Origin of the sequence: Streptomyces capitiformicae, assembly GCF_002214185.1 — a bacterium.
GTDB classification, from domain to species: Bacteria; Actinomycetota; Actinomycetes; order Streptomycetales; family Streptomycetaceae; genus Streptomyces; species Streptomyces capitiformicae.
Genome location: NZ_CP022161.1, coordinates 2,367,525 through 2,393,261 on the forward strand (window position 1 = coordinate 2,367,525; position 25,737 = coordinate 2,393,261).

Annotated in this window: 22 protein-coding genes and 2 tRNA genes; 13 read left to right on the forward strand and 11 right to left on the reverse strand. The window is 68.3% G+C overall.

Going from position 1 to position 25,737, the window contains the following annotated elements:
- Window positions 1-93 precede the first annotated feature (93 nt).
- Together CES90_RS10405 and CES90_RS10410 are read left to right on the forward strand one after the other, a co-directional pair.
- Window positions 94-222, forward strand: coding sequence for a DLW-39 family protein (locus CES90_RS10405; protein WP_003999697.1), 129 nt, complete (start codon window positions 94-96; stop codon window positions 220-222).
- Window positions 223-553: 331 nt separating this feature from the next.
- Window positions 554-2,041 (forward strand): hypothetical protein, encoded by a 1,488-nt coding sequence (locus CES90_RS10410; RefSeq protein ID WP_189780868.1) that lies wholly within the window; start codon window positions 554-556, stop codon window positions 2,039-2,041.
- A 74-nt stretch (window positions 2,042-2,115) separates the two neighbouring features.
- On the opposite strand, the gene CES90_RS10415 is transcribed toward CES90_RS10410, so the two are convergent.
- Together CES90_RS10415 and CES90_RS10420 are read right to left on the reverse strand one after the other, a co-directional pair.
- Window positions 2,116-4,032 carry a serine/threonine-protein kinase gene (locus CES90_RS10415; RefSeq protein WP_189780867.1) on the reverse strand — a complete coding sequence of 639 codons (1,917 nt, stop codon included), beginning with the start codon at window positions 4,030-4,032 and terminating at the stop codon, window positions 2,116-2,118.
- A gap of 304 nt (window positions 4,033-4,336) precedes the next feature.
- Complete coding sequence (locus CES90_RS10420) at window positions 4,337-4,885, reverse strand: helix-turn-helix domain-containing protein (RefSeq protein WP_033530590.1); 549 nt, start codon at window positions 4,883-4,885, stop codon at window positions 4,337-4,339.
- Window positions 4,886-5,066: 181 nt separating this feature from the next.
- Between CES90_RS10420 and CES90_RS10425 the strand changes: the two genes are divergently transcribed.
- Window positions 5,067-5,139 (forward strand) — tRNA-Ala (locus CES90_RS10425).
- Window positions 5,140-5,508: 369 nt separating this feature from the next.
- Here CES90_RS10425 and CES90_RS10430 read toward each other — a convergent pair.
- The gene (locus CES90_RS10430; RefSeq protein WP_189780866.1) at window positions 5,509-6,210 is read right to left on the reverse strand and encodes a DUF5324 family protein; all 702 of its coding nucleotides are present in this window, start codon (window positions 6,208-6,210) and stop codon (window positions 5,509-5,511) included.
- A gap of 363 nt (window positions 6,211-6,573) precedes the next feature.
- Here CES90_RS10430 and CES90_RS10435 point away from each other — a divergent pair, with 363 nt between their 5' ends.
- Together CES90_RS10435 and CES90_RS10440 are read left to right on the forward strand one after the other, a co-directional pair.
- Entirely contained in the window at window positions 6,574-7,107 is a 534-nt protein-coding gene (locus CES90_RS10435; protein ID WP_189780865.1) for a peptidylprolyl isomerase, read from the forward strand.
- 166 nt (window positions 7,108-7,273) lie between these two features.
- On the forward strand, window positions 7,274-8,164 hold the full coding sequence (locus CES90_RS10440) for a rhomboid family intramembrane serine protease (protein ID WP_189780864.1): 891 nt from the start codon (window positions 7,274-7,276) through the stop codon (window positions 8,162-8,164).
- Between the two features lie 268 nt (window positions 8,165-8,432).
- Here the strand turns inward: CES90_RS10440 and crgA are convergent, their stop codons facing one another.
- On the reverse strand, window positions 8,433-8,687 hold the full coding sequence (crgA, locus tag CES90_RS10445; RefSeq protein ID WP_189780863.1) for a cell division protein CrgA: 255 nt from the start codon (window positions 8,685-8,687) through the stop codon (window positions 8,433-8,435).
- Window positions 8,688-8,829: 142 nt separating this feature from the next.
- On the opposite strand from crgA, the gene CES90_RS10450 reads away from it, so the two are divergent.
- The 6 genes from CES90_RS10450 to CES90_RS10475 are packed head-to-tail and all read left to right on the forward strand — an operon-like array spanning window position 8,830 to window position 13,317.
- Entirely contained in the window at window positions 8,830-9,633 is an 804-nt protein-coding gene (locus tag CES90_RS10450; RefSeq protein WP_189780862.1) for a DUF881 domain-containing protein, read from the forward strand.
- A 17-nt stretch (window positions 9,634-9,650) separates the two neighbouring features.
- Complete coding sequence (locus CES90_RS10455; protein WP_229913585.1) at window positions 9,651-10,343, forward strand: class E sortase; 693 nt, start codon at window positions 9,651-9,653, stop codon at window positions 10,341-10,343.
- A 53-nt stretch (window positions 10,344-10,396) separates the two neighbouring features.
- Window positions 10,397-10,558, forward strand: coding sequence for a hypothetical protein (locus CES90_RS10460; protein WP_189780860.1), 162 nt, complete (start codon window positions 10,397-10,399; stop codon window positions 10,556-10,558).
- A complete protein-coding gene (locus tag CES90_RS10465; protein WP_149823479.1) occupies window positions 10,555-11,205 on the forward strand; it encodes an aminodeoxychorismate/anthranilate synthase component II in 651 nt (216 codons plus the stop codon). The genes CES90_RS10460 and CES90_RS10465 overlap by 4 nt, the downstream gene beginning before the upstream one ends.
- Window positions 11,202-12,539 carry a class E sortase gene (locus CES90_RS10470; RefSeq protein ID WP_189780859.1) on the forward strand — a complete coding sequence of 446 codons (1,338 nt, stop codon included), beginning with the start codon at window positions 11,202-11,204 and terminating at the stop codon, window positions 12,537-12,539. The genes CES90_RS10465 and CES90_RS10470 overlap by 4 nt, the downstream gene beginning before the upstream one ends.
- A gap of 25 nt (window positions 12,540-12,564) precedes the next feature.
- Window positions 12,565-13,317 (forward strand): class E sortase, encoded by a 753-nt coding sequence (locus tag CES90_RS10475; RefSeq protein ID WP_373313259.1) that lies wholly within the window; start codon window positions 12,565-12,567, stop codon window positions 13,315-13,317.
- An 85-nt stretch (window positions 13,318-13,402) separates the two neighbouring features.
- Here CES90_RS10475 and pknB read toward each other — a convergent pair whose 3' ends face one another.
- The 6 genes from pknB to CES90_RS10505 all read right to left on the reverse strand — a co-directional run bounded on the left by pknB (window position 13,403) and on the right by CES90_RS10505 (window position 21,521).
- Entirely contained in the window at window positions 13,403-15,385 is a 1,983-nt protein-coding gene (gene pknB / locus CES90_RS10480; protein WP_189780858.1) for a Stk1 family PASTA domain-containing Ser/Thr kinase, read from the reverse strand.
- A 170-nt stretch (window positions 15,386-15,555) separates the two neighbouring features.
- Entirely contained in the window at window positions 15,556-17,022 is a 1,467-nt protein-coding gene (locus tag CES90_RS10485) for a peptidoglycan D,D-transpeptidase FtsI family protein (RefSeq protein ID WP_189780857.1), read from the reverse strand.
- Complete coding sequence (locus CES90_RS10490) at window positions 17,019-18,458, reverse strand: FtsW/RodA/SpoVE family cell cycle protein (protein ID WP_189780856.1); 1,440 nt, start codon at window positions 18,456-18,458, stop codon at window positions 17,019-17,021. Before CES90_RS10490 ends, CES90_RS10485 begins: the two co-directional genes overlap by 4 nt.
- A 27-nt stretch (window positions 18,459-18,485) precedes the next feature.
- Window positions 18,486-20,015 (reverse strand): Stp1/IreP family PP2C-type Ser/Thr phosphatase, encoded by a 1,530-nt coding sequence (locus tag CES90_RS10495; protein WP_229913584.1) that lies wholly within the window; start codon window positions 20,013-20,015, stop codon window positions 18,486-18,488.
- Between the two features lie 128 nt (window positions 20,016-20,143).
- A complete protein-coding gene (locus CES90_RS10500) occupies window positions 20,144-20,665 on the reverse strand; it encodes an FHA domain-containing protein FhaB/FipA (RefSeq protein ID WP_189780855.1) in 522 nt (173 codons plus the stop codon).
- A gap of 10 nt (window positions 20,666-20,675) precedes the next feature.
- The gene (locus CES90_RS10505) at window positions 20,676-21,521 is read right to left on the reverse strand and encodes an FhaA domain-containing protein (RefSeq protein ID WP_189780854.1); all 846 of its coding nucleotides are present in this window, start codon (window positions 21,519-21,521) and stop codon (window positions 20,676-20,678) included.
- Window positions 21,522-22,008: 487 nt separating this feature from the next.
- Between CES90_RS10505 and CES90_RS10510 the strand changes: the two genes are divergently transcribed.
- Window positions 22,009-22,092: transfer RNA gene (locus CES90_RS10510), tRNA-Leu, on the forward strand.
- Between the two features lie 196 nt (window positions 22,093-22,288).
- Here the strand turns inward: CES90_RS10510 and CES90_RS10515 are convergent.
- The gene (locus tag CES90_RS10515) at window positions 22,289-22,477 is read right to left on the reverse strand and encodes a hypothetical protein (protein WP_189780853.1); all 189 of its coding nucleotides are present in this window, start codon (window positions 22,475-22,477) and stop codon (window positions 22,289-22,291) included.
- A gap of 347 nt (window positions 22,478-22,824) precedes the next feature.
- Here CES90_RS10515 and CES90_RS10520 point away from each other — a divergent pair, with 347 nt between their 5' ends.
- A complete protein-coding gene (locus tag CES90_RS10520; RefSeq protein WP_189780852.1) occupies window positions 22,825-25,635 on the forward strand; it encodes a beta-L-arabinofuranosidase domain-containing protein in 2,811 nt (936 codons plus the stop codon).
- The last annotated feature ends 102 nt before the right edge of the window (window positions 25,636-25,737 follow it).

Here is a 25,737-nt window from a genome sequence, read left to right on the forward strand (position 1 = left end):
TGAGCGGCCGACGCAGGTCACCGATCGATATCGGTCGGTGTGTATAGTCGGGCGACAGAGGTCCCCTACGTCAAGGAAAGACGAGGTCGCGCGGTGAAGAAGCTTCTCCTGGTCGCACTGGCCGCCATCGGCGGGCTCCTCGTGTACCGCCAGATCCAGGCGGATCGCGCCGAGCAGGATCTGTGGACGGAGGCGACTGACTCCGTGCCCACGGGTTCGTGAACATCGACATCAGTCTCAGAGCAGACCCCGGCCGTGCTCACGGCCGGGGTTTTGTGTTGCTCGGGCGTATCGTCCCGGAAATTTAGGCGCATTCCGCATGGCGTTGCTTCACTTTGGCGAACGAAGTGATTGCGCTGGCGAAACAGAGGTCTTCTTAGAGGGCGTAGAGGGTGTAGAGGGCGTTTTTTCGGCCGCTCCTCCGCAGGAAAGCGGGCACGCGCGCGTGCGGCCCGGCAGGATGGGCGCGTTCGGGGCACGACTTCCCGGCCATGACTTCTGGGCTTCGACTTCGGAGCCGCGACTTCGGGTCTACGACGAGGGGTGGCGCGTGATGGGGCGGCGTACGGTCCGGTGGCGAGCCGCGGCGGCAGTGGGGGCGGCCCTGTACGTGACGACGGCGCTGTCCGCGCCCGCCACGGCGGCCGATGCACCGACCCCGTACTCCTACGCCGAGGACGCGACGCGGGTCGAAGGCTCGGCGAGCTCCACGGGGGCCGTACGGCTGGCACCGGGCAAGACCTATCGAAGCTCCATCGGCCCCGGTGCCAAGCTCTACTACCGCCTCGATCTCGACGCCGTGGCCAACGCGTACGCCTCGGCCACGGCCGTACCCGCGGCGGGGGCCACGGTCGCGTCCTCGGACGGCGTCAGGGTGAGCGTGGAGGACTCGGACGGCCGCCGCTGCTCCTACGAGACCGCCCGCTTCGGCGCGACCCGCAGCGCGCACCCCGTCACCGCCCTGGCCTCACGCGAGATCGGCACCGACGAGTACATGTGCCAGGCACCCGGGGCGTACTACCTCGTCGTCCAACGCGTCGGTTCGGGTACGGGCTCCGCCTCCGGATCGCCGTCGGGCTCCATACCGGAGGGCTCGTCGGAGGAGTGGGGGCTGGAGCTCGGCTACGTCTCGGAACCCGCTGTGAAGGAGGGCGGCTCAACGAGTGCTCCCGAGGGCTGGAACTCGGCCTCGCCCGAGGCCGTGCAAGGAGATCCCGAACGGCGCCGTGGCGGGACCGGCTTCGCCACGGCGAGCCCCGTCGCGCAGGGGGTCTGGCAGGACGAGACCGGCATCAAGGCCGGGGAGACGCTCTTCTACAAGGTGCCGGTCGACTGGGGGCAGCAGCTCTACGCCACCGCCGAACTGGGCAGCACGACCGGCGGCGACGGGTTCGTGGGCAACGCTCTGGCCATGTCGCTCTACAACCCCGCGCGCGGCTTCGTGGACGACGCGCTCGTCAGCTACGGCGGAGACCAGCGGTCCGCCGACCTGGACCCGCTCCCCCCTGTCGCGTACGACAACCGCTTCTCCCCCGACGGAGAGGCGAAGGGAATGCGTTTCGCCGGCTGGTACTACCTGGCGGTCCACCTCGGCACGCCGGTCGCCGCCCGGTACGGCGACGAGCCCATCGGTCTGACCCTGCGGGTGCGGGTGACGGGCCAGGCGCAGGACGGACCGGGGTACCTGGGTGCGACCACACCGAGCGGGGTCTTCGAGGTCACCGACGAGGACCAGGAGGCGGCGGAGAACGGGACGACGGGGAACACGCTGGACGATGCGGGGGACACCGACGGCGAGGAGGACGGGGAGGCGGCGACTTCCGACGGCGGGGAGGGCTCCGGGAGCTCCACGGCGACCGGAGACAAGCGTCTCGCCATGACAGCGGTCGCCGCCGGCGGGATCGGAACGGGCAGCCTGCTGGTGCTCGGGCTCCTGGTGTGGACCCTCGTGGCACGCAGGCGAGCGGCCGGCGCGGAGCGGGCGGCGCGAAGGGCGGGCACGGCTTCGCGGGGGCGGCACGGGCCGTCTCGGGGCCGGTAGCGCCTACGAAGCTGGACGACTGCCGAGCGAGGGGCGACCCCGCACTGATCGTGACGAGGCAGCCGACGTACGGGTCAGAGCTGGCCGAGCGCCCAAAAACCCACAGCGAAGCAGGCCAGCGCGAGCAGCAGTACCGGAATGACGACCTTCGCGGGCGGGCCGGGACGACGCCGGGAGATCGCCCCCGATCGGCGTGGAACCTGCGCGAGCTGAGCGGTGTATGAACCAGTAGAGGCATACGCGTGCTGCTGCACCGCCGAGGTCGGGGCCTGAGAGAGGCCCAGCGGCGGGTGCGGCTGGGGGGAGGGGACATGCGTGGGTTCGGGGTGCGGGGCGTGCAGCGGCGTCGCGTCGGGGGGAGTGGTCTGCTGCTCCTGTTGGTGCTGTGGGTAGGCGGGCGCGTGCTGCTGCTCCGTCTGGCGCGTGGGCGCGTGGGCGGCCAGGACTTGGGGCGGGGGCAGATGGAAGCTGCCGGTGTCCGACATCGTGGACGGTCGCGGTGGCACGGGGTCGCGGTCGGGCCGTGGCGGTACGGCGGCGGGCGACGGTTCGGGCGATACGTGGCCGGTGTGGGCCGAAGACGAAGAGCCCGGGCCCTGGTGCCACTGCCCGGAGTCGGCTCCGGAGCCGGTCTGGGGCGGGGCGTTGATGGGCATGGGGGGCGGCGATATGGAGCCCGTGTAGGGAGGTTGAGGCAGGGAGTCCGCAGGCACAGCGGGGGGCACCGAGCCTGTGCCGGGCTGCGAGGGCGGGTCCTGGGCTGCCAGGACCTGGGGTGGCGCGGGGAGCGGAGGGTGCTGGGGCGGCGGTGGCGTCACGTCCACGCCGGACGATGACAGGTCTCCCGCATCCTGCGATGGGTTTCCGGGGACCGGCCGCGAGGACGAAGGCGACGCAGACGAAGAGGACGTTGCGGAGGGAGGAACCGAGGAAAGCGAAGACGAGTAAGGCGAGGAGGAGTAAGGCGAGGAGGAGGGCGAAGGCGTAGACGGAACGAGCGAGTTGGAAGACGCGTCCATGCTCGGGTGAGGAGTGTGCGTACCCCGACTGGGAGTTGATGAGGACTTGCCGCCGGTGCCCGTACCGATGCTGTCCAGCCCTGACGCTCGCTGCAGTGGTCCTTCGGGGCCGAACCCCTGTGGGAGTGGGCCGAGTTGGTCGAAGACGTCCACGAGCTCGTCGTCGGGCCCGGGCTCGGGCAGGAGCTCGGTGGCCGCGGCAAGGGCTTTGCGGGCGCCCGTCGCGGTGCGGAAGCGGGCGTTCGGGTCCGGCTGGAGCAGGGTGGCGATCACCTGCCACAGGGGCTCGGGGATGCCCCGAGGGGCCTTCGGTGTGCCGTGGGCGGCGAAGTGCTCGATGAGCGCCTTGGCATCGGGTTTGGCGCCCTCCAGCAGGTAGAGGGCGACAAGGCCCACCGCGAACAGGTCGGCCGGGAAGTCCGGGTCCGCGCCCAGCATCTGCTCGGGGGCGAAGTAACCCGGCGTTCCCACCACGTAGTTGGTCTCGGTCAGCCGGGGTTCGCCCAGGCGCATGGCGATGCCGAAGTCGGACAGCCGCAGCCGTGGCCGGGCCGTGCCGGTGGCTTCCAGGAGCACGTTGGCGGGCTTGATGTCGCGGTGGATCACGTTTTCCGCGTGCACGGCGGCGAGGCCGGACAGCAACTGGTCGAGCAGCTCGCAGACGTAGGCGGGCGGAAGGGGGCCGTAGTCGTTGATGAGATTGACCAGGGAACCCCCGGCGACCAGGTCCATGGTGAACAGGACCTTGTCGTCGTCGGCGGCCCAGCTGGCGGGCGCGAGCACATGGGGGTGATCGATCCGTACGGCCTGTTCGCGGACGAACCGCAGCAGGGCGTGTGCGTCGCGCTGCTGCAGGACCTTGGCGGCCACGTACCGGCGGCGCCGGTGGTCCCAGGTGCGCCAGACCGCGCCGACTCCTCCGCGTCCGATCGGGTCGACCAGTTCGTACCGGCCGGCGAAGACCTCACCCATGGCTGTGCGTCGTTCCCCCTTCGGCTCCCCCCTTGGCTGCCCGTCGGCGGAGGGCACGGCGCTGGTGCCGCCCTCCGCGGAGCCGGTTTCCGCTCACCGGCTCTTCTCGGAGCTGGCTTCCGTCCTTCCGCCCCCCTATCGCTCCGCGACGCTCTCGTCCGCTGTTCCTCACCTGCCTCTCGGCCGGCTCTTTCGGAGCCTACGTCCACATCTCCATGGCTCGTTCGGGACCTGCTGGATCCCTTGTCCCCCTCATCGGTCGGGCCCGGTCGTCGAACCCCCTTTCGATGACCGGGCCTTGGACTCAGTTCTGGTGGGACTGGTAGTGCGCCACCGCGTCCGAGGTGCGGCCCGCGCCGTACACCCGGAGGAACTCTGCCAGTTCCGGGTGGGTCGGGGCGAGGGTGTCCGCCGCCTCGATGATGTCGCCCGCGGCCGCGACCGAGCGCAGCAGCGACTGGATCTCGCGGACGACCCGCTTGACCGTCGGCGCCCCCGAACTCGTCGTCGACTGTGTGGTGTTGCTGAGCACGGATCCCCCCTGTGACTTCTTGATCTCGTCCATGCGCTCGGTCGCCTCGGCGGCGCTCACGCTGCCGTCCGCGACCTGACCCGCGAGGTCCTGCAGCAGCTGAACCCGCTGGACCACTGCCGGATTGCCGATCTTGGCACGCTGACCGCTCATCAGCTGCGACAGCATAGGTGCGGACAGCCCCAGTACCCCCGCGAGACGAGCCTGGTTGAGACCCAGATCCTCGATGAGCCTACGGAAGAGCGCCCCCAACGGCTCTCCGTACCAGTTCCGCTGCAGCTCCCGAGCTCTTGCGGTCGCTTCCTGCTGTGCGGCGTCCATTGCGTCTCCCCATCGCTTCCCCAAATACCGCGGTTCGCTGTAGCGAACCACGACGAGCATCTTACGGAGAGTGGTCGTTCACGGGGACCCCCAATCTTTTTGCGAGATCCAGGGGATGACCCGGTACTCTGGTCTGCGGCGCCCCCGGTGGTCGGCACTTCCGGGTGGACGCTTCCCTTCCGGGGCCTTAGCTCAGTTGGTAGAGCGCTGTCTTTGCATGGCAGATGTCAGGGGTTCGACTCCCCTAGGCTCCACAGCGGATCGGCCGGGCCGGATGTCGTAGGACCTCCGGCCCGGCCTTTTTTCCTGCGGCAGAGACCAGGGTCTCCGGTAGCGCTCGATCCGGGCTCGTCGCGATCGTTATCGGTGCACTGCTCGGGAAGGTGGGCTCTGGAGCGGGGTGACGGGTGATGGCACGTGTCGGCGTGCGCATATGCGAAAACCGCGGTCTGGATCACAGTTCGACGCGCCCAGACGGGTCCATCACTCTTTGCAACCGGATTGACACATTCCGGGAATGCGTTCCGGGGGCTCTGGCGGTGGCGGACGTTTCACGTGAAACGGCCCTGTGCGGGCAGGATGGCTTCAAGTCTCCTGCCCACACAGGGCTGTTGGGGGATGCCTCAGCGGCGCTCGTCGCGTTCCGCCGCCTCGTCCTCGGCCTGCTTGGCCTGGACCTCCGGGTCGAGGGCGGACTGGTCACTGCCGTCGACGGAGGACAGCCGGCCGGGGTCGGAGACCTCTGTGGCGGCGGGAGGCTCGACCAGCCAGTCGGGGTTGGCCTGCTTGTCCCACCACTTCCATGCGGCGAAGGCGCCACCCGCCAGGACACCCAGCACGGCCAGCCCCTTGAAGGCGCGGCCGAGCCTGGCGCGGCGCTGCTGCTTGCGCACCAGCTTCTGGATCTGCTGGGGCGACACCTGCCCGCGCAGCGCGGCCAACGCCGCCGCACCGCGGGACGCGGCCTCCTCTCGGACGGGACCGGCCACGGCCACCGCCTGCTCGATGCGTGGACGCGAGTAGTCGGCGGCGTGGCGAGCCGCCTTACGCGTGCGGACGGCGGCCTCATGGGCCGCATGGTCGACCTTCGGCGGCACATGCGTGCGGGCCTGTTCCAGACGCGGGACGACATGGGCGCCGTACTGGACGCGTGCCTGTTCTGCGGCCTGCGACACCTTTGGCGCGAGTCGTACGCGTGCCTCGTGCGCGTAGTGCGAGGCCTTGTCCTTGGCCGTGTCGGCGTAGGGCGCCACCACTTCCGCGGCGTGCAGCACGCTGTCCTTCGCCGAGCCGGTCGCGGCGCGCACGCTATCGATGCGGGTCACGGGATCCTCCTCCTCGGTGGCGTACGGTAATTCGACTTTCCACCCTTTTGGGGATCATGCCTCCCGGAACGCTCCGGGGCATGTGAGGGCGGGCATCCGGGTCATGGGCGCCGACTCCGCGAGACCAGGGAGCAGGAAACGCTCAAGATCCGGAGATGTGCAATAGCGGATGAATACGGGGCAACGGGAACTTGTCCGTGACAGTGCCGACAATGCCACGGATCGTCGCGAAGCGCGCCGATACCGGCGGTACTCGACGGGTTTTCCGCACGGCCGCCGCACGAGGGTGTGGCCGTCGGGCGACGCGGAGCCCCGTCCGTGCGAGGATCGGGGGAGTTCACAGAGGACAACGGAAGGCAGATCGTGGCTGAGCAGCTGTACGCCACCCTGAAGACCAACCACGGCGACATCGAGGTGCGGCTGCTGCCGAACCACGCGCCCAAGACGGTCCGTAACTTCGTCGAGCTCGCCCAGGGCGAGCGTGAGTGGACCAATCCGGCCACCGGCCAGAAGTCCACGGACAAGCTCTACGACGGCACGGTCTTCCACCGGGTGATCAGCGGATTCATGATCCAGGGCGGTGACCCCCTGGGCAACGGCACCGGCGGTCCCGGCTACCAGTTCGCGGACGAGTTCCACCCGGACCTCGCCTTCGACAAGCCCTACCTGCTGGCCATGGCCAACGCCGGCCCGGGCACCAACGGCTCGCAGTTCTTCATCACGGTCGCCCCGACGGCGTGGCTGACCCGCAAGCACACCATCTTCGGCGAGGTCGTCGACGCGGCCAGCCAGAAGGTCGTGGACGCCATCGCGAGCATCCAGACCAACCCGCGCACCGACCGCCCGGTCAACGACGTCGTCATCGAGTCGGTCGTCGTCGAGACCCGCCAGGGCTGAGCCCTCCACGGCTCACCGCGAGGGCCGAACCCGAAGGGTCACCGGGCCCCCGAAGGGTTCACGAGGTCCCGAAGGGTTCACGAGGTCCCGAAGGGAACTATTCGCCCCGCTCATCCGTAAGGATGGGCGGGGCCGACGCGTTCCAGGGACGACACGGAGGGACACCATGGACCAGGTGCCGGGCAGCTCGCAGGACGCGCAGAGCCTGCCCACCTGCTACCGGCACCCGGACCGCGAGACGGGCATCCGCTGCACCCGCTGCGAGCGTCCCATCTGCCCCGAGTGCATGGTGAGTGCCTCCGTGGGCTTCCAATGCCCCGAATGCGTCCGCAACGGCTCAGGGACGGGGCACGCGCCGTCCGCCTCCCAGCCCCGCACCCTCGCGGGCGGCACGGTCGCCGCCGACCCCCGGCTCCTCACCAAGCTCCTGGTCGGCGTGAACCTGCTGGTCTTCCTGGTCCAGCTCTCGCTGGGCGACCGCTTCACTGACCGGTTCGACCTCATCGGGCGGGCATGGGTCCCGGAACTGGGCACCACGCTCCAGGGCGTCGCCGAAGGACAGTGGTACCGGCTGCTGACATCGATGTTCCTGCATGGCAGTGTCATGCACATCGCTTTCAACATGCTCAGCCTGTGGTGGATCGGCGGCCCGCTGGAGGCGGCCCTCGGCCGCGGCCGCTACCTCGCGCTCTACTTCATCTCCGGCTTCGCGGGCAGCGCGCTCACCTATCTCCTCGCCGAGCCGAACCAGGCTTCCCTCGGTGCCTCCGGCGCCATCTTCGGCCTCTTCGGCGCGACGGCCGTCCTCATGCGTCGCCTGAAGTACGACATGCGCCCGGTCATCATCCTGCTGGTGATCAACCTGGTCATCACCTTCGGCTGGTCCAGCATTGCCTGGCAGGCCCACGTAGGCGGCCTCGTCGGCGGTGTCCTGATCGGCTACGCGATGGTCCACGCACCGCGCGACCGCCGGGGGCTGATCCAGTACGGCGTGTGTGCCCTGGTGATGGTCGCCGTGGTGGTCATGACGCTGGTCAGGACCGCTCAGCTCGTCTGAGCCGGCATCGATACGGCACTGTTGTCCACAGACTGTGGCGGATCTTGTGCATAGGGTGCGGGAACAGGCGTGCCCCCTGTCGCTCACCTGTGTTTTCGCAGGTCAGGCAGGGGGCGAACGTGTTTACGGATGCCAGTGGGTCAGTCATACCGGCGTCAACGCCCGATGGGTTATCCACAGATGGTCTTTCTTTTCCCCATGTGGATAACCCCTGTGGATAACTCCGTGGACAGCTCTGGGGAGAGCTGGTCTCACGGGGTCGGGACTGCTACTTCCACTGGGTCGAGACGCCGAATCCGGCGGCGATGAAGCCGAAGCCGACCACGATGTTCCAGTTGCCGAGCGTTTCGATGGGCAGCGAGCCGTCGGTCACATAGAAGACGACGATCCAGGCGAGGCCGATGAGGAACATGGCCAGCATCACCGGCGCCACCCAGCCGCGGCTGTTCAGCTTGATATTCGTGGCCTGCTTGGACGGCGGCGGCGTGTAGTCGGCCTTCTTGCGGATACGTGACTTCGGCACGAGGGTCTCTCCTGTCGATGCGCTGCGTGGCCGCGCAGGGAACTGTGGCGGGCTCCGGGGCAGCGTACAAGGGGACACTGAATGCTCCCCCGGGCGTCCGTTAGCGTAGTGCTTCCGTGGCGCCTAAGGAGATAAGGGTACGTTGAGCAATTCAGCCGACTCCCCCGCGGCCGGTTCCGGTGACCTTGCCGCCCCGAGCGGCGACGCCGCCTCCCGGGGAGGTTTGCGGCCCGTGCGCGTGCTCACCGTGGGGGTCTTCGCCCTCGCCGGGCTGATCTTCTTCACGAGCTTCGACACGGCCAAGGGCACGAACATCCGTACGGACGCCTCGCTGCTCAAGCTCTCCGACCTGATCCAGGAGCGCAGCCACAAGAACGGGCAGCTCGACGAGTCCAACGCGGTGCTCCGGGACGACGTCGAGGCCCTCGCCGAGCGGGACGACGGCAGCACCGAGGCCGAGGACGCGCGGCTCAAGGCCCTGGAGAAGAACGCCGGCACCCAGAAGCTCAAGGGCGACGCCATCACCGTCACCCTCGATGACGCCCCGCCGGACGCCACCGCCAAGCTCCCCGGTTACCCCGACCCGCAGCCCGACTACCTGGTCATCCACCAGCAGGACCTCCAGGCCGTGGTGAACGCGCTGTGGCTGGGCGGCGCCGAGGGCATCAAGGTCATGGACCAGCGGCTGATCTCCACCAGCGCCGTGCGGTGCGTCGGTAACACCCTGATCCTCCAGGGCCGCGTCTACTCGCCCCCGTACAAGATCCAGGCGGTTGGTGACCCGGAGAAGCTCCAGAGGGCGCTCACGGCGTCCGAGGCGATCCAGAACTACATGGTGTACGTCAACGTCTACGGGCTCGGCTGGAAAGTCACCGAGGACGGCCCGGTGACTCTTCCCGGCTACTCGGGCACAGTGGATCTGAAGTACGCGAAGCCCGTGGAGTAACGGCAGCCGGGGGACCCGTGTCGGTGCGCGTGATCGTGAGGACCGTCAGCGAACTCTGCATCACCGTCGGCACCCTGATCGTGCTCTTCGTCGTCTACGTGCTGTTCTGGACCGGTGTGAAGGCCGACACCGAGATGGGCCACCAGGTCGATCTCCTGCAGGAGCAGTGGGCGAAGCAGCCGGTGCGACCCACGTCCGCCCCGGGCGCCTCGGCGCCTCCGGAGCCGCCCGCCCCGTACAAGGACGCCGCCCCCTTCGCCCTCATGTACATCCCGCGCCTTGGTTTCACGTGGAACAAGCCCGTCCTCGAGGGGACGAAGACGAACACCCTCAAGAAAGGGCTCGGTCACTACGCGAACACCGCTCAGTTGGGGCAGAAGGGGAACTTCGCGGTCGCCGGCCACCGCCGTACATACGGCGATCCCCTCAAAGACTTTCCCAAGCTGCGCCCCGGCGACGCGGTGGTCCTGACCGACGGGGTGAACTGGTTCACATACGTCATCGACCGGGGGCCCTATCGGACATTGCCCACGGACGTGCAGGTCATCGACCCCGTGCCGAGGAAATCGGGGTACACGCGCGCGGGACGCTATCTGACGCTGACCACCTGCGATCCGGAGTGGGGGCGCAGCCATCGGCTCATCGTCTGGGGACATCTCGAATCGACTCAGCCTGTGGAGGCCGGGAAACCGGAGGCACTACGCCGTTAGTCTGGTGGCGGTACGGCGTGAGTCCGGTGCCGTGGTGTGAAGGAAGGGACGGCATGTACGGCTGGATCTGGCGACATCTGCCGGGCAACGTATGGGTGAAGGCGCTGATTTCCGCCGTCCTCACCCTGGCTGTCGTCTACGTCCTCTTCCAGTACGTCTTTCCCTGGGCCGAACCCCTGTTGCCCTTCAACGATGTGACGGTGAACGACCAGTGAGTGCCGCCCGCCCCGCCCGCATCCTCGTCGTCGACAACTACGACAGCTTCGTCTTCAACCTGGTCCAGTACCTGTACCAGCTGGGCGCCGAGTGCGAGGTGCTACGCAACGACGAGGTGGCGACCGCGCACGCCCAGGACGGCTTCGACGGTGTGCTCCTGTCCCCCGGCCCCGGCACCCCGGAGGAGGCCGGCGTCTGCGTCGACATGGTCCGCCACTGCGCGGCCACCGGCGTGCCCGTCTTCGGCGTCTGTCTCGGCATGCAGTCCATGCAGGTGGCGTACGGCGGTGTCGTGGACCGCGCGCCCGAACTCCTGCACGGCAAGACATCGCTGGTGGAACACGAGGGCAAGGGCGTCTTCGCGGGCCTGCCGACCCCCTTCACCGCGACCCGCTACCACTCGCTGGCCGCCGAGCCCGGGACCGTGCCGGCCGAGCTGGAGGTCACGGCGCGCACGCACGACGGGATCATCATGGGGCTGAGACACCGTGAACTGCCCGTCGAGGGCGTGCAGTTCCACCCCGAGTCGGTGCTCACCGAGCACGGCCACCGCATGCTGGCCAACTGGCTGGTGGAATGCGGGGACCAGGAGGCCGTGGCGAGGTCGGCGGGGCTCGCCCCGGTGGTGGGCAGGGCCACGGCGTGACGGCGGTGCGCCCCGAGCGCGAGAGTGCCCCCTACGGCGGCGAGGCCGCGTACGGGGGCGCTGAGGCGTTCGAGGCGTTCGAGGCCTTCGACGGGGATGCCTCCCGGTCGGCGGTCGAGCCGCCGCAGCAGTGGTACGCCCCACCGGACCAGCAGGCCGCCGGGTACGCCCAGGGCGACCGGTACGGGCAGCGGCCGTACGCGGAGCCGGTGTATGAGCCGCGCCCCCCGGCCGCCCCGTACGGGTCCTACGGACCGACGGCGACGGCGTACGAATCGACGGCGTACGAATCGACGGCCTACGAGGCGACGGCCTACGAGGCGACGGCCTACGAGGCGACGGCCTACGAGGCGACCGCGCCCGAGTACCCCTCGGTCGACACTGCCCTTGAGCATCCTTCGATCGACGAGGAGACCGTGGCGCTGCGGGTGGAGGAGGCCCGGCGCATAGCGGCGGAGGCCGAGTCGATACCCGCGCCGTCCGTCTCCGAGGGCCGTGCGGCCCGCCGTAAGGCCGCGAGACGGCACGGGAGGCATTCGGGCTCCCTGGGCGCGCACGCGGGCTCAGGGGCCGCTCAGGGGGCCCAGGGGGCCTTAGAGGCGGCCGAGGCGTCGGCGCCCCTCTCCCGGGTGGAGGCGCGACGGGCTGCGCGGGCGCGCAAGCCCAGTGCGGGGGTGATCGCGAGCCGGGCGATCGGTGAGGTGTTCATCACCACCGGCGTACTGATGCTGCTGTTCGTGACCTATCAGCTGTGGTGGTCGAACATCCGGGCCCAGCAGGAGGCGGGCCGGGAGGCGACCAGCCTCCAGGAGGAGTGGAAGAACGGACAGCGCGCGCCGGGCGCGTTCGAGCCGGGGCAGGGCTTCGCCATCCTGCACATTCCGAAGCTGGACGTGGTGGTGCCGATCGCCGAGGGCATCAGCAAGTCGAAGGTCCTGGACCGCGGAATGGTCGGGCACTACGACGAGAACAGCATCAAGACGGCGATGCCCGAGGACAAGACCGGCAACTTCGGTATCGCGGGGCACCGCAACACGCACGGCGAACCGTTCCGGTACATCAACCGGCTCCAGCCGGGTGACCCGATCGTCGTGGAGACCCAGGACAAGTACTACGTCTACGACATGGCCTCGATCCTTCCGGTGACGTCGCCGAAAAACGTCAGCGTGCTCGAACCGGTCCCCCCGGGGTCGGGGTTCACCGAGCCGGGCCGTTACATCACGCTGACCACGTGCACGCCGGAGTTCACGAGCAAGTACCGGATGATCGTGTGGGGCAAGATGGTCGAGGAACGGCCGCGCAGTGAGGGGAAGCCCGACGCGCTCGTCCAGTAAGGGCTCGACCAAGGGCGGATGAACTGTGGCAGTGACCACCGACGAGACCGATGACGTCGAAGAGAGGACCGGCGGGGCCGGGACCACGCCGCCGCGGCGCGGCATGGGACGGATCGCGATGGCGGTGAGTGTCTTCGGCGAACTGCTCATCACCGCGGGCCTGGTGCTCGGACTGTTCGTCGTCTACTCGCTGTGGTGGACGAACGTGCTCGCCGACCGGGAAGCGGGCAAGGAAGCGAACAAGGTCCGCGACACCTGGGCGTCGGCTGACAGCGGCCCGGGCGCCCTGGACACCAAGGACGGCATCGGCTTTCTGCACGTCCCCGCCATGAAGAACGGTGAGGTTCTGGTCAAGAAGGGCACTTCCACCAAGATCCTCAATGGTGGCGTCGCCGGCTACTACACCGACCCCGTCAAGGCGACCCTCCCTACCTCCGACAAGGACGGCAACTTCACCCTCGCCGCCCACCGCGACGGCCACGGCGCCAAGTTCCACAACATCGACAAGATCGAGAAGGGCGACTCGATCGTCTTCGAGACCCGCGACAACTGGTACGTCTACAAGGTCTACGACACCCTCCCCGAGACCTCGAAGTACAACGTCAAGGTCTTGTCGAACATCCCCAAGGAGTCCGGCAAAAAGAAACCGGGCAAGTACATCACTTTGACTACTTGCACGCCTTTGTACACGTCCCGGCACCGGTACATCGTGTGGGGGGAGCTGGTCCGTGTGGAACGGGTCAACGCGGAACGGACGCTGCCGAAGGAACTGCGGTAGCGCTGTAGCCGTCCGTACGACGGCTGACCGTACGACGGAGCCCCGGCCCCTTCCTGAGAAGGGGCCGGGGCTCCGCTCTGTGGCGCTATCCGAAGATGCCGCCGTTGTTTCCTCCGTTGTTGTTTCCTCCGTTGTTGCCGAAGCCGACCGAGGCGAGGGTGATCGTCGTCTGGGTCGGGTCGGCGCGGTTGCCGCCGTCCGGGTCCTGGTCGGTGACGAGTGCGGTGTCGCTCTGGTCGCTGCCCGGGGCGAACTGGATGTTCGTGAAGCCCGCCTGCTGCAGGAGCTGCTTGGCCTCGCCCACGCTCCGGCCGACCACGTTCGGGACCTCCGCCTCCTGCTTCTCGGCCGCCTTGCCGATCTGGATGGTGACGGTGTCACCCTTCTCGGCCTCGCTGCCCTGCTCCGGCGTGGTCGCGATGACCTTGCCGACCAGGTTGCCGTCGTCGGTCTCGACCTCGGTGCACTCGCCGACCAGGTTGTTGGCCGTCATCTGGGCCTTGGCCTGGTCACAGCTGAGCCTGCGGACGTCCGGGACGGTGACCGTCGCGGCCTCCGTGGCGACCGTCAGTGTGACCGTGGAGCCCTTTTCGATCTTGTCGCCGACGGGGTCCTGGTCGATCACGATGCCGGCCGTGCGCTCGGACTCCTCAGTCTTCTTCTCGACCTTGAAGCCCTTCTCTTCGAGCTGGGCCTCGGCCACGTCGAACTGCAGGCCCTGAACATCAGGGACCGCGATCTTCGGGGCGCCGGTGGAGATCACCAGGGCGATGGTGTCGCCCTTCTTGACCGGATCGCCTTCCTTGGGCGTCTGACTACAGACGTTGCCCGTCTTCTGGTTCTCGCACTCAGCTTTGGTGACTGTTACCTCGAGATCAACATTGCTTGCTGCTCTCTTGGCTTCGGCCTCCGTCTGGCCCACGAAGCTAGGGTTCTTGAACGTTTCGTTGGAGCTGTCGTTCCCCGAGAACATCAACCGCCCGATGAGGATCGCGCCGATCAGCACCAGCACACCCGCGACGACCAGGAGGATCGTCGAGGTGTTGTTCTTCTTCTGCTGGCGGCGGCGGCCCTGACGGTCGTCGTAGCCTCCGTAGCCGTCGTCCCCGTTCATCGGGGGCAGCATGGTGGTGGCCTGGGCGTCCGTGGAGCGCAGGGCGGTGGTGGGCTGGTCGTCGGGGTAGCCGCCGTAACCGACCGAGCCCATCGCCGCCGTGGCCGCGACGGGCTGGCCGTCGAGGCACGCCTCGATGTCGGCGCGCATCTCGTCGGCGGACTGGTAGCGGTAGTCCGGGTCCTTGACCAGGGCACGCAGGACGATGGCGTCCATCTCCGGCGTGATCTCCGGGTCGAAGACGCTCGGGGGCTGCGGTTCCTCCCGTACGTGCTGGTAGGCGACCGCCACGGGGGAGTCACCGACGAACGGCGGGCGGACCGTGAGTAGTTCGTAGAGCAGACAGCCCGTCGAGTACAGGTCGGAGCGGGCGTCCACCTGCTCGCCCTTGGCCTGCTCCGGGGAGAGGTACTGGGCGGTGCCGATGACCGCGGACGTCTGGGTCATGGTCATGCCGGAGTCGCCCATGGCGCGGGCGATGCCGAAGTCCATGACCTTGACCTGGCCGTTGCGCGTCAACATGACGTTGGCCGGCTTGATGTCACGGTGGACGATCTGGTTGCGGTGGGCGTACTCCAGTCCCTGGAGGATGCCGATGGTCATCTCCATGGCCCGCTCCGGCAGCAGCTTGCGGCCGCTGTGAAGAAGCTCACGGAGGGTGGAGCCCTCGACGTACTCCATGACGATGTACGGGATCGAGACCCCGTCGATGTAGTCCTCGCCCGTGTCGTAGACCGCGACGATCGCGGGGTGGTTGAGCGAGGCGGCCGACTGGGCCTCCCGGCGGAACCGGGCCTGGAAGGTGGGGTCGCGCGCGAGGTCCGCTCGCAGCGTCTTCACCGCCACGGTGCGGCCGAGGCGGGTGTCCATCGCGAGGTAGACCTCCGCCATGCCACCACGGCCGAGCACCTGGCCCAGCTCGTACCGGCCGCCGAGGCGACGCGGCTCTTCCATAGCTTCCTACCAGCCCTCTCCGTCGGCCCCGACCGCACCCATGTACGGTCCGGCGGCTGTGCTGTCCGGGCATACGGTACCCGGCTCGCCTTCTGTGACCTGGTCAACCGCGAACCCGATACAGGACCGGTATCGCAACGTGCACCGATGTGAAGGTGACGTGAGCGGGGTCACTTCTTGCTGTTGATCACTGCTTGCATCACGTTCTTCGCGATCGGGCCGGCGAGACCGCCACCGGAGATCTCACCGCGGTCCGCACTGCCGTCCTCGACGACCACGGCCACGGCGACCGGCGAGCTGCCGTCGCTGAGCTTGGCGTACGAGATGAACCAGGCGTACGGCAGTTCCTTGTTGTTGACGCCGTGCTGGGCGGTACCGGTCTTGCCGCCGACGGTAGCGCCGTCGATCTTCGCGCTGCCGCCGGTGCCGGCCGGGTCGTTGACGACGGTCTCCATCATCTCCTGCAGCGCCTGCGCGGTGTCCGGCGAGACCGCCTGGGACAGCGTCTCGGGCTCGTGCGACTCGATGACGTCGAGGTTGGAGGCGCGCAGCTGGTCGACCATGTACGGCTTCATCAGCTTGCCGTCGTTGGCGATCGCCGCGGACACCATCGCCATCTGCAGCGGGGTGGCGCGGTTGGAGCCCTGGCCGATGCCGTCGAGGGCGTTCTGCGGACGGTTGTCCTTGGGGTAGACGCTCTCGGCGGCGCGGACCGGGATGTCCAGCTCGGCCTGGCCGAAGCCGAACTTCTCGGACTGCTTGATCATCTTCTCGTTGCCGACGCTGTCGCTGAGCTTCGCGAAGACCGTGTTGCAGGAGACCTTCAGCGCGTCGCGCAGGGTCGCGTTCTTGCAGTTCCCGTGCTGGTTGCCGAGGTCGGTGTTCGACTGGGGCAGCCGGTACGGGTCCGGGGTGTCCGTGGCCTTGTCGATGCCGTCGACCACGTTGTTCTCCAGCGCGGCGGCGGCGGTGACCACCTTGAACGTGGAGCCCGGCGGGTAGGTCTCGCGCAGTGCGCGGTTCAGCATCGGCTTGTCGGAGTCCTTCTCCAGCTTCGAGAAGGTCTCGCTGTCCTTGCTGCTGATACCGGCGAAGGTCGACGGGTCGTACGACGGCGTGGAGGCCAGCGCCAGGACCGCCCCGGTCTGGGGGTCGATCGCGGCGACGGCGCCCTTCTTGTCACCGAGGCCCTCGAAGGCCGCCTTCTGCGCGGCGGCGTTGAGGGTGGTGACGACGCTGCCGCCCTCCTTCTTCTTCCCGGTGATCATGTCCAGCGTGTTCCGGAAGAAGAGCCGGTCGTCGTTGCCGGTGAGGATGCCGTCCTCGAGGCTCTCCAGCTGCGTGGCGCCGACGATCTGGGAGGCGTACCCCGTGACGGGTGCCCACATCTCGCCGTTCTTCCAGGTGCGCTTGAACTTGTAGTCGGTGCCCTTGGTCTCGACGGAGCCGGTGATGGCCTTGCCGTCGACGATGATGTCGCCGCGCGGGGTGCCGTAGCGCTCGATGGCCACCCGGCGGTTCTGTTTGTCCGTCTTCAGGGAGTCAGCCTGGACGTACTGAATCCAGTTGTCGCGGATGAGCAGGGCCAGGACGAGGAGCCCGCAGAAGATCGCGATCCGGCGCAGGGGCTTGTTCACGGTCGGACCACCTGTGTCATCTCGGCATCGGGGTTCGGGGCGGGGGACGGCGCCGGGCGGCGTGCGGTGTCGCTGATCCGCAGCAGGATGCCGATCAGTGCCCAGTTGGCGATGACGGACGAACCGCCGTACGCCAAAAAGGGCAGCGTCATACCGGTCAGCGGGATCAGGCCCATGACGCCACCGGCGACCACGAAGACCTGGAGGCCGAAGGCGCCGGACAGGCCCACCGCGAGCAGCTTGCCGAACGGGTCGCGCGCCGCGAGGGCGGTGCGGATGCCGCGCTCGATGATCAGCCCGTAAAGCAGCAGGATCGCCATGACGCCGGCCAGGCCCAGCTCCTCAGCGAAGGTCGCGAGGATGAAGTCGGAGTTGGCGGCGAAGCCGATGAGATCGGAGTTGCCCTGGCCGAGTCCGGTACCGAGGGTGCCGCCGGAGCCGAAGGCCCACAGGGCCTCCATGGACTGCTCGGAGTGGCCCCACTCGCCCTTCTTGCTCAGCAGGTACTCGCCCATGGGGTCGAGCCAGGCCTGGACACGCTGCTGGACGTGGCTCTCGAAGGAGGCGACGCCGACGGCGCCGGCGGCGGACATCAGCAGACCGAAGACGATCCAGCTGGTGCGCTCGGTGGCGACGTACAGCATGATCACGAACATGCCGAAGAAGAGCAGCGAGGTACCGAGGTCGGTCTCGAAGACCAGGATCAGGATGGAGAGGATCCATACGACGATGATCGGGCCGAGGTCACGGCCGCGCGGGAGGTAGAGGCCCAGGAAGCGGCGGCTGGCGAGCGCGAGGGCGTCTCTCTTCACCATGAGGTAGCCGGCGAAGAAGACCGCGATGATGATCTTCGCGAACTCACCGGGCTGGATGGTGCCGAGACCGGGGATCGAGATCCAGATCTTGGCGCCGAAGGTTTCGGCACCGAGACCGGGCACCAGCGGCAGCATCAGCAGCACGATCGCCGCCGCCATGGAGATGTACGTGTAGCGCTGCAGGACGCGGTGGTCCTTGAGCAGGATCAGCACGGCGATGAACAGGGCGACGCCGATCGCAGAGTTGAGCAGCTGCCGGGGTGAGGCCTCGAAGTACTCGCTGCGCAGCTGCAGCCGCTCAGACTGGTCCAGACGCCAGATGGCCACCAGCCCCAGCCCGTTCAGCAGCGTCGCCAGCGGCAGCATCAGCGGGTCGGCGTACGGCGCGAACTTGCGTACGACGAGATGGCCGATGCCGGCCAGCAGGCCCATGCCGAGGCCGTAGCCGAGCAGACCGGCGGGCACCTGGTCGTTGATGGCGAGACCGACGTTGGCGTACGCGAACACCGGGATGACGACCGCGAAGATCAGCAGCGCCAGCTCGGTGTTGCGCCGGCTCGGTGCGCCGATCGCGCCGATCGTGGACGTGTGCTGCGTCGACGTGTTGGTAGTACTGCTCATCGTGTGAGTGGGCCCCTCGCGGCTTGCCTACTGCTCACCGCACCGCGAAACGAGCTCCTGCTCCTCCTCCGAGAGGCTGGGGCCGGTAGACGGTGTGGGTGCGGTCTGGTTCGGGGTCGGGGACGTCGATGGCGTCGACGTCGGGGACGGTGTGGCCTTGGACGTGCGGGAGGTCCTGGTGGTTCCCGTGATGCCTCCGGCCTCGCCCTCACCGGTCTTCGCGTTGCTGTCCGCCTCGCGGCGCTGGGCGTTCTTCTTGCACGCGGACGCCTGGTCGGACAGTTCCTCGATCTTCTTCCGGGCGTCGCTCAGACCGCCCCCGGAGATCGTGGCCTCGACCTGCTTCTGCTGGTACGGCGGCAGGTACTTGAGTTCGATCTCGGGGTGGTCCTTCTCCACCTTCGACAGCGAGATCCAGGCCAGGTCCTGGCTGATGCCGCGGTACAGCGCGACATGGTCGTCCTTGGCACCGACGTAGTACTGATTCTGCGTCCAGCGGTACCCGCCGTAGAGGCCGCCGCCGATCAGGCCGAGGGCGAGGAGGCCGAAGAACGATCTCTTCAGCCACTTGCCCTTCTTACGGGGCTTGACGAAGTCGTCGTCGGAGTAGTTCCCGAAGCTGCCCGCGGCCGACATGTATCCGGTGGTGTCGCCGGAGCCGGGCGGGCCGAACTCGCCGCCACCGCCCTGTCCGTGCGCCGGACGGCCGAGGCCGGAGGCGCGGCCGGCGGGGGTCTGCATGATGCCGTTGTCCTGCAGATGGAGCTGGTTCTCGGCGACCGCGCCGACCACGACCGGGGTGTCGTGCAGCTGCCCGGCGAGGGTGTCGCCGGTGTCGAGGTCGAGGACGTCGGCGACGATGACCGTGATGTTGTCCGGGCCGCCGCCGCGCAGCGCGAGCTGGATCAGCTCCTGCACGGTCTCCTGGGGGCCCTGGTAGCTGGCGAGGGTGTCCTCCATCGTCTGGTGGGACACGACGCCGGACAGGCCGTCGGAGCAGATCAGATACCGGTCGCCGGCGCGGACCTCACGGATGGACAGGTCGGGCTCGACGTGGTCGCCGCTGCCCAGCGCGCGCATCAGCAGGGAGCGCTGCGGGTGGGTGGTGGCTTCCTCTTCGGTGATGCGGCCCTCGTCGACGAGGCGCTGCACCCAGGTGTGGTCCTGGGTGATCTGGGTGAGGACGCCGTCGCGCAGGAGGTACGCGCGGGAGTCGCCGACGTGGACGAGGCCGAGTCGCTGGCCGGTCCACAGCAGGGCGGTGAGCGTGGTGCCCATGCCCTCCAGCTGGGGGTCCTCCTCGACCATCGCGCGCAGTTGGTCGTTGGCGCGCTGCACGGCGGTGCCGAGGGAGGTGAGGATGTCGGAGCCGGGGATGTCGTCGTCGAGCGTGACGAGGGTGGAGATCACCTCGGAGGAGGCGACCTCGCCGGCCGCCTGGCCGCCCATGCCGTCGGCGATCGCGAGGAGGCGCGGACCGGCGTAGCCCGAGTCCTCGTTGCCCTCACGGATCATGCCTTTGTGCGATCCGGCGGCGAAGCGCAGTGAGAGACTCATGCGCACCTCGCCCGTCGGCTCCGGGTACATCCGCACGGTGCCCACCCTCCGGTCGGGAGCGCGCCGGGGCCCCTGGTGGGGGCCGCCACCGCGTGCTCGCTCCGCTCGCGCTCATTCATGATGTAGCACTACTTCCGCAGCTCGATGACGGTCTTGCCGATGCGGATCGGCGCGCCCAGCGGAATCGGCGTGGGAGTCGTCAGTCGGTTCCGGTCGAGATACGTGCCATTGGTGGACCCCAGGTCCTCGACGATCCACTGGCCGTCGCGGTCCGGGTAGATCCGGGCGTGCCTGCTGGAGGCGTAGTCGTCGTCCAGCACGATCGTGGAGTCGTGCGCGCGGCCCAGGGTGATGGTCTGGCCCTGGAGCGCCACGGTGGTACCCGTCAGGGTGCCCTCGCTGACGACGAGCTTGGTGGGGGCGTTACGGCCGCGGCGGCCACCGGTGGCGACGGGCTGCTGGCCGCGCTGCTGCGGGGGCGCGGCCTGCCGGGCGGCCTGTTGTGGCCGCGCGTTCTCCCGGCGCGACCCCCGCTGGGTGACGCGCGTACCGAACAGGTCGCTGCGGATGACCTGCACGGCCACGATCACGAACAGCCACAGTACGGCCAGGAACCCCAGCCGCATGACCGTGAGGGTCAGCTCTGACATTGCCCCCGCTTCACCCTTCGGCTTGCCGGTAAATGATGGTGGTGCTGCCCACGACGATCCGCGAGCCGTCGCGGAGCGTAGCGCGGGTGGTGTGCTGCCCGTCCACCACGATGCCGTTGGTGGACCCGAGATCCTGGATCGTCGAGGGCGTTCCGGTCCGGATCTCGCAGTGCCGGCGGGATACGCCGGGGTCGTCGATCCGCACGTCGGCTTCGGTGCTGCGGCCCAGCACCAGCGTCGGGCGGGAGATCTGATGGCGGGTGCCGTTGATCTCGATCCAGTAGCGCGTGCGCCCGCCGGCCGCCGGGGCGGCACCGGCCCGCTGGAGGTAGGGCGCGGAGCCGGGGCGGCCACCGCCGGGCGGCGGTGTGGCCGGCATGGGCGGGGCGCCCGAGGGCACGGCGGTGGGTGGGTAGCCGTAGCCGCCGGGGCGGCCCGCGGCGGGGCTCGCCGGGGCGCCCGCGGGGGCCTGCTGGTTGGTGGAGGAGGCGAGCGTACGGCTGCGCACCCGGTACAGACCGGTGTCGAGGTCGTCCGCCTTCTCCAGGTTGACCTTGATCGGTCCCATGAACGTGTAGCGCTGCTGCTTGGCGTAGTCGCGCACCATGCCGGCGAGCTCGTCGCCGAGCTGGCCGGAGTAGGGGCTGAGGCGCTCGTAGTCGGGTGTGCTCAGCTCCACGATGAAGTCATTGGGCACGACTGTCCGGTCGCGGTTCCAGATGGTCGCGTTGTTGTCGCACTCCCGCTGGAGCGCTCCCGCGATCTCGACGGGCTGGACCTCGGACTTGAACACCTTGGCGAAGGTGCCGTTGACCAGACCTTCGAGACGCTGCTCGAACTTCTTCAGGACTCCCATGGGGCACCTCCTCCATCGTCACCGCTCTGCGTACTGCGCCCGTACTGCTTACTGATCGTATCCACGCGCCGGGGAATCGGCTGGTTCCCCCTGTCGGCCCGGTCGACCGGTGTCACCCGGTGTCGACGCCCACTGAAGTCCCCTCCCGGATTCCCATCGGAGCTCCTCTTCGAACTACCCCTGTCCGAACTCTGCCAAGGATCGTAGAGGCGGTGCGAGACCAGTGTCCCGCACCGGGCCGTGGACCCTGTCCCCCTCCAGTAGAGATGGCCGGGACCGGTACGAGGTTGATACGTGATCCAGCATGCGTTGATACGTAGCCGGAGACCCCTCGTGTTCGGTCCGCGCTGGTCGGGCCGGGCGCGGTGGCGTGGACGGCGGTCGGCCGCGGATAAGGGATGTGAACCCACCGTCTCCAGCGTGCTAATCTTCTCGATGTCGGAAGGCGCCAGCACCGCAGGGAGCAGGGCCTGAGGACACACCTAATGCGCGGGTGGCGGAATAGGCAGACGCGCTGGATTCAGGTTCCAGTGCCCGCAAGGGCGTGGGGGTTCAACTCCCCCCTCGCGCACAGCGAAGCGGTCCCATCGTGATCACGGTGGGACCGCTTCTTTTTGCTCTTCTTTTTGCTCGTTCCCCGGCGTTTCGGGAGTCCTGCGGGCCGACCTTCGGGCCTCTGAAGTGTGAGGAGTCTCTCAGAAGATTCCGTAAGGGCTTTCAGTATCTCGGGGAGCGATGTTTCACGTGAAACGTCGTAGATGCGGTGCTCAGGTGTAGTCCGCGTGCGGTATCGCTGCGTCGAGAAGGCGGCGGGCCTTGATGACAAGGTCCTGGTAGGCGGGGTGCTGGGCGATGTGCGGTCTGGGATCGCATGTGTCCTCACGCAGGAGCTGAGGGTGCTCGTCGGCGGAGGGGGAGTGGAACTGCGGCGTACGGGACTCGGGTGGGCTCTCCATGGTCCGGACAGGATTCAGCGGTCGGTCTGCGTCCCCGTCACGCAGTGGCTGCGACTGGGGCGGGCCGACGGCGCTGACCAGCGTGAATTGTTGTTGGTCGCTCGTCGATTCCCCGTTGTTCCGTGCGGCGCGCACTGCTCGGCTCGCGCCCGGCGACAGGGCGTGCGCGGGTAATTGGGGTCGGCCTGGCCGGGGGTTTGATCCGGTGAAACCCGTCAGAACCGTTGACGCTCACCCGCCTCATACCTATCTTCTGGTCGGATAATCGCACAACGTCCGTAATTTCGAACGTAGTTGTTGCTTCCTATCCTGCGATCACCCCCACACTTGCCAGAGACGAGGCGCACATGGCACCGCCCCTCTCCAGACGCTTTCTCCTCCAGTCCGCGATCCTCGCCGCGGCCGTACCCGGAGTCTCCTTCGGAGCGGGCGTCGGCCGCGCGTCCGCCGCCAGCGTTCCGACGCCGTCCACCTGGTCCGTGCAGCCCTTCGAGCTCAAGGACGTGACGCTCAGCCAGGGCTTGTTCGCCGACAAGCGGCAGCTGATGCTCGACCACGGCCGTGGCTACGACGTCGACCGGCTGTTACAGGTCTTCCGTGCCAACGCGGGGCTCTCCACCAAGGGCGCGGTCGCCCCCGGCGGCTGGGAAGGCCTCGACGGCGAGGCCAACGGCAACCTCCGCGGCCACTACACCGGGCACTTCCTGACGATGCTCGCCCAGGCCTACGCGAGCACCAAGGACACGGCCTACGCCGACAAGATCCGCTACATGGTCGGCGCGTTGACCGAGGTGCGGACGGCACTGCGCACCGACCCGCGCATGCTCGCCGTCACGGGCCGGTTCGGCACCGCCCAGGAGAATGTCCGGGGCTCCTACCAGTACGTCGACCTGCCCGCCGCCGTGCTCGACGGGGCCTCGGCGATCACCCTGTCGGCCTGGGTGAAGCCCACCCACAACGCCAACTGGGCCCGGGTCTGCGACTTCGGCGACAACAACACGCGCTACATGTACCTGGCGGCCCGCAACGCGAGCGGCTTCCCCCGCTTCGCCATCACCACCAGTGGCCCCGGCGGTGAGCAGGGCCTCAACGGAACCGCCGCGCTGCCGCTCAACCAGTGGAGCCACCTGGCGGTGACCATCGGAGGCGGCACCGGCACGCTCTACGTCAACGGCACGGCCGTGGCCCAGAACACGTCGATGACCCTCACTCCGGCGGCCCTCGGCACCCTGGCGAACAACTGGCTGGGTCGGTCCAACTTCCCCACCGACCCCGTCTTCGCGGGCGCGTTCGACGAGTTCAACGTCTGGTCGCGGGCGCTGACGGCCGCCGAGATCACGTCCCTGCAGAGCAACAGCGCGTCGGCCGCCGCGGCGGGCCGGGGCGACCTGGCCTCGTACGACTTCTTCGAGACCACCGGCGGCACCTTCGCGGACGTCTCCGGACGCGGCCTGACCGCCACCCTGCACCGCACCTGGGGTGCGCCCAGCCATGCGGGGTTCCTGGCGGCGTACCCGGAGACGCAGTTCATCGAGCTGGAGTCGATGACCAGCGGCGACTACACGCGTGTGTGGGCGCCGTACTACACCGCGCACAAGATCCTTCGCGGGCTCCTGGACGCCTACCTCCACGTCGACGACGCACGGGCGCTCGACCTCGCCTCGGGGCTGTGCGACTGGATGTATTCGCGGCTGTCGAAGCTGCCCGACGCCACGCTGCAGCGGATGTGGGGGATCTTCTCCAGCGGTGAGTACGGGGGCCTCGTCGAGGCGATCATCGACCTGTACACGGTCACCGGCAAGGCCGAACACCTCGCTCTGGCCAAGCTGTTCAATCTTGACAAGCTCATCGATGCCTGTGCCGCGAATACGGACACGCTCGACGGCCTCCACGCCAACCAGCACATCCCCATCTTCACTGGGCTCGCACGGTTGTACGACGCCACGGGTGAGGCGCGCTATCTGACGGCCGCGAAGAACTTCTGGGGCATGGTCATCCCGCCGCGCATGTACGGCATCGGCGGCACCAGCACGGCCGAGTTCTGGAAGGCGCGCGGAGTCGTCGCGGGGACCATCAGCGACACCACCGCCGAGACCTGCTGTGCGTACAACCTGCTCAAGCTGAGCCGGACGCTGTTCTTCCACGAGCAGGACCCGAAGTACATGGACTACTACGAGCGGGCCCTGTTCAACCAGGTCCTCGGCTCCAAGCAGGACCAGGCCGACGCGGAGAAACCGCTGGTCACGTACTTCATCGGTCTGAAGCCCGGCCATGTGCGCGACTACACCCCCAAGCAGGGCACCACCTGCTGCGAGGGCACCGGCATGGAGAGCGCCACCAAGTACCAGGACTCGGTGTACTTCACCAAGGCGGACGGCAGCGCGCTGTACGTCAACCTGTACAGCGCCACCACGCTCAACTGGTCGGCGAAGGGCGTGACCGTAACCCAGGCCACCGACTATCCCCGCGAGCAGGGCTCCACGATCACCTTCGGAGGCGGAAGCGCGGCCTTTGAACTGCGATTGCGGGTGCCGTCCTGGGCGACCGCGGGCTTCCGGGTGACCGTCAACGGCAGGGCGGTGAGCGGCACTCCGACCGCCGGGACCTACTTCACGATCCCCTCCCGCACCTGGCGCAGCGGTGACGTCGTGCGCGTGACGATGCCGTTCCGGCTGCGGGTGGAGAAGGCCCTCGACGACCCGTCGCTCCAGACGTTGTTCTACGGGCCGGTCAACCTGGTCGGCAGGAACAGCAGTACGAGCTACCTGTCGTTCGGGTTGTACCGCAACGCCGGCCTCTCCGGCGACCTGCTGCCCTCCCTCACCCCGGTGAGCGGGAAACCGCTGCACTACACACTGGACGGCACTGAATTCGCTCCCTTCTACGAGGGGAGCGAGGACCCGACCCACGCCTACGTCAAGCGCTCCGAACCGAAGGTCTACTTCGGCGGCGCCGACTCCGGCGTCGCCAATCCGGCGAAGTCCGACGGCACGACGCTGCTCGACGAGATCTGGGCCGGGGCGCCGTTCACCAACAAGGGCGCCCTCGTCGCGCGCGTGCAGTCGACTGTGAACTCCTGGGTGTCGGCCGGTCTGCTGAGCCAGGCCGACGGACAGCGGGTGGTCACCACAGCGCGGAATGCGACGTACGCGGCCTGACGGACCTTGCCGCGGGCGGCTGCTCCTCTGGCGGGGCAGCCGCCGCTCGCGTTTTCCGAAGAGTTCGAAGAAGTTCTCCGAGCGGGTTCCTTCGCCGCAGAG